This window comes from Achromobacter sp. ACRQX, assembly GCF_022346505.1.
GTDB classification, from domain to species: Bacteria; Pseudomonadota; Gammaproteobacteria; order Burkholderiales; family Burkholderiaceae_B; genus Achromobacter; species Achromobacter animicus.
On the sequence record NZ_JAKRML010000035.1, the window covers coordinates 37,026 to 48,759 of the forward strand.

Consider the following 11,734-nt stretch of genomic DNA (forward strand, 5'->3'; position numbering starts at 1 on the left):
TCTCGGCTTACTTGGACGCGGGCGTGGTGCCGGCCGGCGCCCCCGCGCCCAGCGTCTTGTCGCGGGTGGCGGGAATGACTTCGGCGCCGCCCAGGATTTCCACCTTGGCGCCAGCGCGCAGGCGGTCGGTGCCTTCCGTGACGACGCGGTCACCCGGCTTCAAGCCTTCGTTGACCGCGACCATGCCGCTATTGATGGCGCCCAGCTTCACCTGGCGCACCGCGATCGTGTTGTCGTCCTGCACCAGGAAGACGAACGCGCCGGCCGAGCCCTGCTGGACCGCCGCCGTCGGAATGGCGGTCACGTCCTTGCGGGTCAGGACGTGCAGGCGCACGTTGACGAACTGGTTGGGGAAAAGCGCATCGTCGGCGTTGTCGAAGCGGGCCTTGAGCTTGAGCGTGCCGGTGGTCACGTCGATCTGGTTGTCCAGCGTTTCGAGCATGCCGGTCGCGATGCGGCGGGTGTCGGCGCGGTCGTAGGCGTCGACCGTCAACGTCTTGCCGGCGGCGAGTTCCGCGCGCACTTCGGGCAACTGCGTTTCAGGCAGGGTGAAGACGACGGAAATCGGCTGAGTCTGGGTGATGACGACCAGACCGTTGGTGTCCGCGCTGGACACGAGATTGCCGCGGTCCACCTGGCGCAGACCCAGACGGCCGCTGATCGGCGCGGTGATGCGCGCGTAATCGAGTTGCAGCTTGGCGTTGTCGACATTGGCCTGATCGCTCTTGACCGTGCCTTCGTACTGGCGCACCAGCGCGGCCTGCGTGTCGACCTGTTGGCGGGCAATGGAATCCTGCTTGAAGAGGGCCTGGTAGCGCTGCAGGTCGCGGCGGGCGTTTTCCAGCTGGGCCAGGTTCTGCATCTGCGTGCCGCGCGCCTGGTCCAAGGCCACCTGGAACGCACGCGGGTCTACCTGCGCGAGCAGGTCGCCGGCCTTGACCTGCTGCCCTTCCTGGAAGGCGACGTCGACGAGTTCGCCGCTGACGCGGCTTCGAACGGTGACGGTGTTGTAGGCGGTGACGGTGCCCAGCGAGCGCAGGAAGATGTCGATGTCCTGCTGGGCGGCGGTGGCGATTCGCACCGGCACCGGCAGGTTCGCCATGGCCGCCATGGGAGGCCGGCCGCCGGCACGTCCGCCGGGACCACCCTGCTTGGCCGAGGGCCGGAGCACCAACCACGCGATCGCCGCCACAACGAGGAGCAGCAAGACCAGGCCGACCACGCGGCGACGGCTCCAGCGGGAGGGTGGGGATACAGGACGGCTATCGGACATGGAAACGGTTCCGGCACACTCGGAAGGAAAGCCGTATTGTCTACTAGACCGTCCCGATTTCGGCCCTGATGACCGTCATGCTGAAACTACCCGCAACAGGAATCCGGGCAGCGAAACCCTGCGTAACTTCAGCCTAAGAGCTACAGAGGGTCATCTGGAATGACACATCACGGGCCACCTGCTGGGGTTTGAACTCCCCGTCCTGGGTGGAAAAACGTATCCAGATCATGTACTTATTGGCGCTGATCTCGGGGAAGACGCCGTGGGTGGGGTCCACCCAGACGCGCAGTAGCTGGAACTGCTTGCCGCCCAGCATCTGCTGGTAGGCGCCCTGCTCGGCCACGATGTCGGTTTTGCGTCCGGACTCGCGCAACAGGCGCAGCGCCAGGGTCAGGCCATCGTAAAGGGGGATGAAGGGGGACACCCACGCCTGCAGGTCCGCGCAGCGCGCGGCTTCGGGCTTGTTCTGCCAGGCATAGTACGAAGGCATGTCGACCTGCGTGGCGCTGCCGGGCACCGACAGACGTCCGCGCAGGCTGGTCAGCCATTCGTTCTCGCGCAGCGACTGGCCGGTCTTGCCAGGGGCAGCCAGGGCACTGGCCACCTTTTCCATTTCGCGCAGCATGCCTTCCAGCGCGTCCTGCGCCACGCCGGGATGATCGCGCAGCCCGACCAGCGCCAAGCGCTGGCGTTCAAGGTCTTGCAGGACCGCGCCTTTCACGTCGGTGCGTTCGCACGCGTCGAGCAGATCGAAAAGGGAGGTGACGGCAACCTGATGCTGGCGTGAGTCACCCTCGCGAGCAAAGAAGAAGAGCCTGTCGAACAGGTATTCCAGCCGCAGATAAGCACGGATGCGCTCGTTGAAGGGATATTCGTAAACGATCACGCTTTTTTACAGGCCCTATCAAGTGGTTGGCCGGCGGGCCAAGAATTTTCAGGGGTGCCGGCAGCCGCTGGCTTACCGGCCCGTGGTGGTCGCCAGCGCCAGCCAGCGGTCATGCAGGGTCAACGCCCGCGCGCGCAACTGTTCCGGTGTTGTCGTTGCGTCGTTGAGTATGACGTCGTCCGCGACCTCCAACCGGCGTGCCCGCGCAGCCTGTGCCGCCATGATACGCCTGATGTCCTGCTCCGTCAGCCCGCTGCGCTGCTGCACGCGAGCGACCTGCGTTTCGGGATCGCAATCGACCACGCAGATACGATCCACGCGGTCACGCCAACGGTCCAGGGACTCAACCAATAGCGGCACCACAAAGACCAGATACGATCCGCGCGCGGCCACCGCCTGCCGCTGCGTTTCGCGGCCGATGGCCGGATGCAGCACGGCCTCCAGCCGCCGCCGCACCTGCGGATCGGCGAACGCCTGCGTGCGCATCCACGCGCGGTCCAGCGCGCCGTCGGGCGTCAGCGCCTGCGGTCCGAATTCGTGTTCGATCGCGGGCATGGCAGCGCCGCCGGCGGCGGTGAGCGATCGCGCGATCTCGTCGGTGTCGACCAACGCCGCGCCCCACTCCGCCAGCATGTCCGCCACGCGGGACTTGCCCGAGCCGATGCCGCCCGTCAGACCAATGTTGAACATGCTGCCTTTCCTTTGTCTCTTGCTTGGTGCCGCTGTATGACCGTCGATACCGGCGGCCCTCGGCTGGCCGATCGTCCTGACCGGCCGTCCTGACTGGTCGTCCTGACCGGCCGTCCCTAATTCATGAACTGCCACATGCCTTGTTCGCCGCCCAGCAGCAGCATGACCAGGCCGGCCAGCGCCAGATACGGCCCGAAGGGCAAGGGCTGGCCGCGGCTGGCGCGGCCGGTGAGCGTCAGCGTTCCGCCGATCAGCACGCCCACCAGCGACGCACTGAGCAGCAACATCGGCAAGGCCTCGACACCAAACCACGCGCCCAGCGCGGCCAGCAGCTTGAAGTCGCCTTGCCCCATGCCTTCGCGCCCGGTCAACAGGCGGAACACATGAAAGATAACCCACAGGAAGAGATACCCGGCTGCCGCGCCGACCACCGCCGTCTGCACGCTGGTGAACGCATAAAACAGGTTCACCAGCAGGCCCGCCCACACCAGCGGCTGGGTCAGAACGTCGGGCAGCAACGTCGTTTCGAAGTCGATCCATGCCAGCGCCACCAGCATGGCCGACAAGCCCATGGCCGCCAACGCGATCGGCGTCGCGCCAAAGCGCAGCGCGCAGGCGGCGAACAGCGCGCAGGTCAGGAGTTCAATGACGGGATAGCGCCAGCCGATGGGCGCGTGGCACGCCGCGCACCGGCCGCGCAGCAGCAGCCAGCCGAGCACGGGAATCCGGGCCATTCTTTCGATGGGCGCCTCGCAGGCCGGGCATTGCGAGGCCGGCGACAGCAGGCCATAGTGTCCGGCGGGCCGCGGCTTGCCGGCGGCGTCCAGGCACTGCGCCTGCCATTCGCGCTCCATCATGCGCGGCAGCCGATGGGTCAGCACCGTCAGCCAGTTGCCCACGAACAGGCCCGCCAGCGCCGCCACGCCGATGAAGACGCCAAAGGGTAGATTAAAGACGTGCCACATCGGCGTCATCGCCCCTTGCGGTCCGGACGCGCCTGCCCATCCGACAGAACGGCGATGGCGCAAGGAATGAGGAGCCGCGCGCGGCCGTGTCGTAATTTGTGCATAAAGTGCCGGGATGCCCGGGAACGGCTAAGGGGAACGTATCGAATCTTCGCATAAGTGCGTAAAATCGGAGACAGACTCAATTCACGGATAAGCTGCCATGGCCGCGCGCGTAGAAATCGTTTCCCGCTCCCGCAAACTCAGCGTCATGGGGCTGCTGCTAGCGGGCACCGTGATCGCCGCAACCGGCTGCGCCAAGCAGAAAGCTGAAGGCTATTACGACCTGCCGGCCGAAAGCACCGTGACCGACGCCCAGTACCAAGGTTCCGGCGCCGGCTACCGCACCGTCATTCGCGCCCCGTCGCAAGTGCAGATCGAGCTCAAGCCCGACGCGCGCCGTCAACAGAACCAGAATCAGCAGGCGGTTGCTGCCGGCCAGACCACCGAAGACGGCCAGTCCGTGCCCGAAGGCGCAGAAAGCGGTGCCGGTGGCTCCGGCGGCGCCGGCGGCTCGGCGCCCGCCCCCGTGGCCCCCGCCCCTGCGGCCAACGGCATCACCCATAGCCTCGTTCCGCAGCCGCAAACCTACATGGGCACGCTGCCGTGTTTTTCGCCCGCCATGCAGTGCACGGCCCAGCGCGTGACGCTGACGCTGGCACCCAATGGCCGCTGGCGCGGCCGCACCGCCTACCTCGACAACGATCCCAAGAAGGGCCCGCCCGTTTCCGAGCAAGGCTGCTGGGACGCCACCGAAGAACGCCCGCCGCGCGTCATCCTGATGGACGGCCAAGGCAATGTCCGCGTGGAATTCGTGGTCGCAGCCAACAACGTGCTGCGCGTGCGCTCCATTGGCGGCCAGACGCCCAACCTGAACTACAACCTGACCCGCCAGCCGGATCTGGACCCGATCGACGAACTGGCCAGCGCCGCAGCGCCCAAGTGCCCTTGATCGAAGGGGTGTCCGCCCACGGCGCGTGAGCACCGCAGGGCGAACACCGCAGCACCCCATCCGGGCCTGACGAACACCTTGTTCGTCAGGCCCGAATTCTTTGGCCGGCAGCCATTGGGCCCGGTGAAAGGGCACGCGCGGCGGAATACGGCGGCCCCCACGGCTGCACGCTATGGCGGAAGGTTTTGGATGCGAAGCACGGCTTGCCTTACGTGTGCGCACAAGACCGCCGGCACCAAATCGCTATCAGGGAGGAACATCGGGTTTTGCCGGGCAGTCGCCGTATTCGCTGGCGGGCTCGTGCAATGTCTGGGCCGGCGCGCCAGGGCGGACGAAAGGCAGCATAGTGCGGGACGGCCAGTGCGCGCCCGGAACGGGCGATGCGCCGGACTGCCCGTGCGCACACAGCCGGCAGGCAAGTTGCATGGCGTTGCGGGCGCCGAGTTTGGCGAAGATGCGGGCGCGGTGGGCTTCGACCGTGCGCAGGGAAATGCCCAGGTCGATGGCGATGACCTTGTTGGCGCGCCCAGCCGCCACGTAGTCAACAATCTGGCGTTCGCGGGCGGTCAGGGCTGAAAGGGCGGCGTCGAGTTCGGGGTGAGGAAAAGGCATGGAAGCTCGTTTGCAATGTAGGATTGCAAACAGTCTGCCCCGCCGGCCGGGCCGCCGTAAGCTGGCAATTCTGCTAGGGGCTGATGAAAACGCCTCGCCTCAATTGCCCTATCAAGCGCCTGCACCAGGCGCCTTGCACCGAGCGCCCAGCATCGCGCGCCCGGATGTCACCGCCCCGCCGCTTCAGGCCGTGTAGACCAATTCCAGATTGTCGATCAGTCGCGTGGCGCCCAGCTTGGCCGCGGCCAGCACGACGACGGGTTCGCCCGCCCGCAGGTCGGCGGCCTCGGGGCGCTTCAAATCGCGCTGGCGGCGCAGGGCCACGTAGTCGACCTTCCAGCCGCGCTGCGTCAGCCGCTGGGCCGCGTCGTTCTCCAACGCAGCAGCATCGCGCTCGCCCTGGGCCAGGCGGCGGCCGATCTCCTGAAGCTCGGCGTACAACGCCGGCGCCTCGGCGCGCTCGCCGTCAGTCAGGTAGCGGTTGCGCGACGACAGCGCCAGGCCATCGTCCGCCCGCACGGTTTCATGCGCCAGCACCTCGACGGGCAACTGGAACTGGCGGCACATGTTGCGCACCACCATGAGCTGTTGGTAGTCCTTCTTCCCGAACACCGCCACGCGCGGCTGCACGCAGGAAAACAGTTTCAGCACGACGGTGCTGACACCGGCAAAAAACCCGGGACGGAACTCGCCTTCCAGGATGTCGCCCAGGTCATCGGGCGGCTGGATGCGGAAATTCTGCGGCTCGGGATACATCTCGCGCTCGTTCGGCGCGAACAGCACGTAGACGTCGCGCGCCGCTTCAAGCTTTTCGATGTCAGCGGCCAGGGTGCGCGGATACTGGTCGAAGTCCTCGTTCGGGCCGAACTGCAGGCGGTTCACGAAGATGCTGGCCACGACGGGGTCGCCGTGCTGGCGCGCCAGCTTCATCAGCGACAGGTGGCCTTCATGCAGGTTGCCCATGGTGGGCACGAACGAAACGCGGTTCTGTCCGCGCAGGTGATCGCGCAATTCCTGGATGGTGTGTACGACTTTCAAGGGAATCTCCGGGGTGGGCAGGAGCCCGGTCAGGATCAGGCCGCGACGGCTGCCACGCTGGTGTACGCCAGGCGGACGTAGATGGGCGCATAGGGCTCGGCCTGCGTGATTTCCAGCAGCGATTCGCGCGCCAGTTCGAGCATGGCGATGAAATGCACGACGACGACCGCGGCGGGTGCGCCCTCGCGGACGCGCTCCATGAAGAGGTCGCCGAATTCCATGAAACGCACGTCGTTCAGGCGGCGCAGGATGTGCGTCATGTGATCGCGCACGGACAGCTGCTCGCGCGTGATGTGGTGATGCTGGTTGAGCTTGGCCCGCTTCATGATGTCGGCCCAGGCCGCGCGCAGGTCGTCCACGCTGACGTCGGGCAGCGCGCGCTCGACGCTGAGGTCGGCCACGGCCTGGCTGCTGACGAAATCGCGCCCCAGTTGCGGCATCTTGTCGAGCTTCTGGGCGGCCAGCTTCATCTGCTCGTACTCGAGCAGGCGGCGGACCAGTTCGGCGCGGGGATCTTCGGGCTCTTCGCCGGTGTCGGTCTTCTTGACCGGCAGCAGCATGCGCGACTTGATCTCGATGAGCATGGCCGCCATCAGGAGGTATTCGGCGGCCAGTTCGAGATTGGTGATGCGGATCTGATCCACATACGACAGATACTGCCGCGTGACATCCGCCATGGGGATGTCCAGAACGTTGAAGTTCTGCTTGCGGATCAGGTAAAGCAGCAGGTCCAGCGGCCCTTCGAACGCCTCGAGGAAGACTTCCAGCGCATCGGGCGGGATGTACAGGTCCGTCGGCATCTGGAACAGCGGCTCGCCGTACAGACGCGCAAACGCCACGCTATCGATGGTGTCGGGCGTGCTGTCGACGGACGGTGCCACTAGCTTGGCCAGGGCATCGCCTGGCACCGAGGGGTTCTGGACCATGTTTGCCGAGAACGGTATCAGTCGGCCTGATACACGTACGGCCTTTGCGCCACGCGTGCCGCGCGGAAGCCTTCGAGCAGCTCTTGATCCTGCGGTTTGTCCCAGAGGCGGGCGCGTCCCTCGCGCTGGCGCTCTTCGGTGCCAGGGTGGGACTTCTTGAAGTCCTTGAGGAACTGGGTGATCTCGGATTCGTAGTTGGTCGCCATGACGCCAATTTCATTAGGTTGCAGATGTCTCGAGTTTACTTCACGGCGGCCATATCCCCGGCGTTACAATCGTCAGGCTTCCACCGCAGCCCGCCCGACATGTCCGCAGAATCCGCCGCCGCAGCCAATCCCGCTCCACCGTCAACCCCGGATGCGGTGCGCGCGGCGCGCATGATCCCCTTCATCGTCGGCTGCGCGCTGTTCATGCAGATGCTGGACGCGACGGTCGTGGCGACCGCCCTGCCCGCCATGGCACGGGCCCTGGGATCCACCCCGGTGCGGCTCAATGTGGCCATCACCTCGTACCTGTTGGCCGTCGCTGTCTTCGTGCCCATCAGCGGGTGGGCGGCGGACCGCTACGGCGCCCGGCGCGTATTCATTACCGCGATCGGCCTGTTCACCCTCAGTTCCGTCGCCTGCGCTATCTCGCAGGACCTCCCCCAACTCGTATTGGCCCGGATCGTCCAGGGCATGGCCGGCGCCATGATGGTGCCGGTGGGCCGCATCATCCTCCTGCGCACCGTCCCCAAGCAGGATCTGCTCAAGGCCATGTCCTTTCTGTCGATCCCGGCACTGCTGGGACCGGTGATCGGACCGCCGCTGGGCGGTTTCATTGTCACGTATATGTCGTGGCACTGGATCTTCCTGATCAACATCCCGATCGGGTTCCTGGGCATCTTCCTGGTGCTGCGGTACGTCACCGAAATCCGCGAAACCGGCACGCCGCGGCTCGATTGGATCGGCTTTCTGCTGAGCGCCGGCTGCCTGGCCACCCTGGTCACCGGCTTCGAGGCCATCGGCCGCGACGTGATGCCGCTGCCCATGCTGCTCGGCCTCATCGCCGTGGGCATCGTGTGCGGACTGCTGTACGGCGTGCACGCACGGCGCACCGAACATCCCATCATCGATCTGTCCCTGATGCGGATTCCCACGTTCGCCATCTCCACGCTGGGCGGCAACCTGTGCCGCTTCGCGGTCGGCGCCACGCCGTTCCTCCTGGCCATGCTGCTGCAGGTGGGCTTTGGCCTTTCGCCGTTCTCGGCCGGCCTCATCACTTTCGCCAGCGCCGCCGGCGCGCTGCTGATGAAGTTCGTGGCCACGCCCATCGTGCAACGCTTCGGCTTTCGCCGCGTGCTGACCTTGAATGCGCTACTGACGGGCGGTTTCATCATCGTCTGCGGCGCCTTCAACCCGGCCACGCCCGTATGGCTGATGATCGCCATCCTGCTGGTGGGCGGCTTCTTCCGGTCGTTGCAGTTCACGGGGGTAAATACGCTAACCTATGCCGACATCCCGCCCGCCAAGATGAGCCGCGCCAGCAGCTTTTCGGCCATGGCCCAGCAACTGGGCATCACGCTGGGCGTCGGGGTGGCCGCGGTCACGTTGAACATCAGCATGTCGCTGCGCGGCGCCGAAACGCTGGCCATCAGCGACGTGGTTGCCGGCTTCATCGTCATCGGCCTGCTGTGCATGGCATCGACTTTCTCCTTTAGACGCCTCGACCCGCTGGCCGGGGCACACCTGAACGGCGCGAAAAACAGTGACGACGAATGAATTTGTCCTAGCCCTGGACCAGGGCACGACCAGCTCCCGGGCCATCGTGTTCGACCGCGACGGCGTGGTCCGCGGCGTGGGCCAACGTGAATTCCGCCAGCACTATCCGCGTCCGGGCTGGGTCGAGCACGACGCCAACGAGATCTGGCACAGCCAGCTCGACGTCGCCCGCGAAGCCTTGCGCAACGCGGGCGCGGCGGCGGCAGACATCGCCGCCATCGGCATCACGAACCAGCGCGAGACCACGCTCATCTGGGAACGCTCCACCGGCCGCCCGCTGGCCCGCGCCATCGTCTGGCAGGACCGCCGCACGGCCCCGATGTGCGACCAGCTCCGCCAGGACGGCCACGGCGACTTCCTGCAGGCGCGCACGGGCCTGGTCGTCGACGCCTACTTTTCCGGCACCAAACTGGCCTGGCTGCTGGACCACGTGCCCGGCGCCCGCCGCCTGGCCGAACGCGGCGAACTGGCCTTCGGCACCATCGACACCTGGCTGATCTGGCAACTGACGGGCGGCGCGGTCCACAGCACCGACCCCAGCAATGCCTCGCGCACGATGCTGTTCGACCTGCACACGCAGGACTGGAACGACGACATCCTGGCGCTGCTCAACATCCCGCGCAGCGTCCTGCCGCAGATCGCACCCAGCAGCGCCATCGTCGGCGAGGCGCTGCCGGAATGGCTGGGCGGCTCCGTGCCCATCGCGGGCGTGGCGGGTGACCAGCAGGCCGCGACCTTCGGTCAGGCCTGCTTTACGCCGGGCATGGCCAAGAACACCTACGGCACCGGCTGCTTCATGCTGATGAACGTGGGCGACAAGCCCGTCGAATCGCGCAACAACCTGCTGTCCACGGTCGGCTGGGGCCTGCCTCAAGCGGGGCAGGACAAATGGAAGCCGGCATACATGCTGGAAGGCGGCGTCTTCGTGGCCGGCGCTGCGGTTCAATGGCTGCGCGACGGGTTGGGCATCATCCAGCGCTCCGAAGAAATCGAATCCCTGGCCGCCAGCGTCTCGGACACGGACGACGTTTTCATGGTCCCGGCGTTTGCTGGTCTGGGCGCTCCGCACTGGGATCCCTATGCGCGCGGCACCCTTGTTGGCCTGACTCGCGGCACCACACGCGCCCATATCGCACGTGCCACGCTGGAATCCATCGCCCTGCAAAGCGCTGAACTGCTGACGTGCATGAATGCGGACAGCGGCATCGCTTTGACGGAATTGCGCGTCGACGGCGGCGCTGCACGCAATGACTTGCTGATGCAGATGCAGGCTGACATTCTGGGCGTTCCGGTTGTCCGCCCCCGGGTTCCCGAATCGACTGCACTCGGCGCGGCGGGCCTCGCCGGCCTTGCTGTAGGCTTCTGGTCGGGTCCGGATGAATTTGCATCGAAGTGGCAGGCTGAACGCACGTTCACGCCTGCGTGGCCTCAGTCCGTGAGAGATGCGCGGATGAAGCGGTGGCGGCAGGCAGTGGAGTTGTCTAAGGGGTGGTCGGTAGGGGCGGTTAAGTAAGGCAATCGGTCGTTGGTTTGGCTTTGGTGTCAAACATCGTTGTGCGGGGAGCCGGTTCTCCGTAGGTCGCCCGACGCCGCGGTCACCGGGGAGGCGATCGCCCACGATTGCGGTCCGGAGCCTTCGCTCCGGACTGCCCCGTCGTCATCTTCGTCCGCCTTCGGCTCCCTTCAGATTCCCTCGGGCGCATCGACGGCGCTCGCCTCCCCGGTGACCACGACGCCGTGCTACGAGGGTCTTTGGTATGAGGCGCTACAAGACCTGTGGTCAGGGCAGGAGATCTGCGGGGCCGCCGGAGTGCTGCCGCCCGGGCGGCGGCACCCCGGCATCGGGTCGGTGGGTCGTCGTGGCGGTATTCGCTTGCGCGCTGGTGACGGCTGGTTTGCTAATGGCCGCCGTCACGGTAGGTGGAGCCGTGATGGGCGGCGCGCGTCGGACACGGAGGTTCAACTGACGGTGATTGCCATCTCCGCCTGCACCCGGCCAGAGCGCCTGCCGCTGCCGGTGTCTGACACCCTCGGGAGACGTTCTTGGTATGACGCTAATCTCACTTGGGTGTCAGACACCTGGGGCTGAAGCAGCCACACGCGAAGCGTCATCGCTACGACGCAAGACGCCGCGTAAGTCACCGGAGGCCGCCCGCGCGGCCGAACGGTGACGGGCGCCGCAAGCTGCTTCTATCTCACACGAATGCGTGCAAGAACCTCAAGAACCCAATCCGCCCCAGCGCCCGTAAAGCTTCCACAGTAAAGCCCGGTGCGGCGTCGGCCTGGGGCGCGCGGGGCGTGTAGATGCGCCCGAGGGAATCGGAAGGCAGTCGCCGCAGGCGACAACGACGATGACGACGGGGAAGTCCGGAGCGAAGGCTCCGGACCGCAATCGTAGCCCCGCGCGCCCCAGGCCGACGACGCGCCGGGCGTCTCAAGAACTCCACCCTCGGCATTACCACGGCTCCGGGGAGGCGTCTCAAGAACTCCACCCTCGGCAACAACGCGGCACCGCGAGGCGTCCCAAGAACTCAACCCCGGCAATAACACGGCACCGAGAGGCGTCCCAAGCACTCACTGCCCGGCAACACCA

10 protein-coding genes and 1 pseudogene are annotated in these 11,734 nt (G+C 66.3%); 3 read left to right on the forward strand and 8 right to left on the reverse strand.

The annotated features are described in order from the left end of the window. Positions 1-7 precede the first annotated feature (7 nt). The 4 genes and pseudogenes from MHZ91_RS24330 to MHZ91_RS24345 all read right to left on the reverse strand — a co-directional run bounded on the left by MHZ91_RS24330 (position 8) and on the right by MHZ91_RS24345 (position 3,814). Positions 8-1,273, reverse strand: coding sequence for an MdtA/MuxA family multidrug efflux RND transporter periplasmic adaptor subunit (locus tag MHZ91_RS24330; RefSeq protein WP_239216095.1), 1,266 nt, complete (start codon positions 1,271-1,273; stop codon positions 8-10). A gap of 133 nt (positions 1,274-1,406) precedes the next feature. Beyond that, positions 1,407-2,159 (reverse strand): cell division protein ZapD, encoded by a 753-nt coding sequence (gene zapD, locus MHZ91_RS24335; protein WP_175125956.1) that lies wholly within the window; start codon positions 2,157-2,159, stop codon positions 1,407-1,409. Further along, positions 2,156-2,849 (reverse strand): annotated as a pseudogene (gene coaE / locus MHZ91_RS24340) (dephospho-CoA kinase). The gene zapD and the pseudogene coaE overlap by 4 nt, the downstream one beginning before the upstream one ends. Positions 2,850-2,965: 116 nt before the next feature. Then, entirely contained in the window at positions 2,966-3,814 is an 849-nt protein-coding gene (locus tag MHZ91_RS24345) for an A24 family peptidase (RefSeq protein ID WP_239216097.1), read from the reverse strand. A gap of 202 nt (positions 3,815-4,016) precedes the next feature. Between MHZ91_RS24345 and MHZ91_RS24350 the strand changes: the two genes are divergently transcribed. Then, positions 4,017-4,805: a copper resistance protein NlpE N-terminal domain-containing protein gene (locus MHZ91_RS24350; protein WP_175139033.1), complete on the forward strand. Its 789-nt coding sequence runs from the start codon at positions 4,017-4,019 to the stop codon at positions 4,803-4,805. 246 nt (positions 4,806-5,051) lie between these two features. Here the strand turns inward: MHZ91_RS24350 and MHZ91_RS28330 are convergent, their stop codons facing one another. The 4 genes from MHZ91_RS28330 to MHZ91_RS24370 all read right to left on the reverse strand — a co-directional run bounded on the left by MHZ91_RS28330 (position 5,052) and on the right by MHZ91_RS24370 (position 7,587). Next, on the reverse strand, positions 5,052-5,417 hold the full coding sequence (locus MHZ91_RS28330) for a response regulator transcription factor (RefSeq protein WP_304505276.1): 366 nt from the start codon (positions 5,415-5,417) through the stop codon (positions 5,052-5,054). Between the two features lie 183 nt (positions 5,418-5,600). Further along, positions 5,601-6,455: a pantoate--beta-alanine ligase gene (gene panC, locus MHZ91_RS24360; RefSeq protein ID WP_175186027.1), complete on the reverse strand. Its 855-nt coding sequence runs from the start codon at positions 6,453-6,455 to the stop codon at positions 5,601-5,603. A 35-nt stretch (positions 6,456-6,490) separates the two neighbouring features. Further along, positions 6,491-7,381 (reverse strand): ScpA family protein, encoded by an 891-nt coding sequence (locus tag MHZ91_RS24365; RefSeq protein WP_105237199.1) that lies wholly within the window; start codon positions 7,379-7,381, stop codon positions 6,491-6,493. A gap of 17 nt (positions 7,382-7,398) precedes the next feature. Further along, on the reverse strand, positions 7,399-7,587 hold the full coding sequence (locus MHZ91_RS24370) for a DUF3460 family protein (RefSeq protein WP_056564661.1): 189 nt from the start codon (positions 7,585-7,587) through the stop codon (positions 7,399-7,401). Between the two features lie 99 nt (positions 7,588-7,686). Here MHZ91_RS24370 and MHZ91_RS24375 point away from each other — a divergent pair, with 99 nt between their 5' ends. Further along, a complete protein-coding gene (locus tag MHZ91_RS24375) occupies positions 7,687-9,141 on the forward strand; it encodes a DHA2 family efflux MFS transporter permease subunit (RefSeq protein ID WP_239216098.1) in 1,455 nt (484 codons plus the stop codon). Then, positions 9,128-10,654, forward strand: a complete 1,527-nt coding sequence (gene glpK, locus MHZ91_RS24380) for a glycerol kinase GlpK (RefSeq protein WP_175139037.1) — start codon at positions 9,128-9,130, stop codon at positions 10,652-10,654. Before MHZ91_RS24375 ends, glpK begins: the two co-directional genes overlap by 14 nt. Positions 10,655-11,734 lie beyond the last annotated feature (1,080 nt).

What these genes read in the sequence shown, in the direction of transcription:
- MHZ91_RS24330 (WP_239216095.1), bottom strand. Translation starts at nt 1,273, where the DNA reads ATGTCCGATAGCCGTCCTGTATCCCCACCCTCCCGCTGGAGCCGTCGC.
- MHZ91_RS24345 (WP_239216097.1), bottom strand. Translation starts at nt 3,814, where the DNA reads ATGTGGCACGTCTTTAATCTACCCTTTGGCGTCTTCATCGGCGTGGCG.
- MHZ91_RS24350 (WP_175139033.1), top strand. Translation starts at nt 4,017, where the DNA reads ATGGCCGCGCGCGTAGAAATCGTTTCCCGCTCCCGCAAACTCAGCGTC.
- MHZ91_RS28330 (WP_304505276.1), bottom strand. Translation starts at nt 5,417, where the DNA reads ATGCCTTTTCCTCACCCCGAACTCGACGCCGCCCTTTCAGCCCTGACC.
- MHZ91_RS24365 (WP_105237199.1), bottom strand. Translation starts at nt 7,381, where the DNA reads ATGGTCCAGAACCCCTCGGTGCCAGGCGATGCCCTGGCCAAGCTAGTG.
- MHZ91_RS24370 (WP_056564661.1), bottom strand. Translation starts at nt 7,587, where the DNA reads ATGGCGACCAACTACGAATCCGAGATCACCCAGTTCCTCAAGGACTTC.
- MHZ91_RS24375 (WP_239216098.1), top strand. Translation starts at nt 7,687, where the DNA reads ATGTCCGCAGAATCCGCCGCCGCAGCCAATCCCGCTCCACCGTCAACC.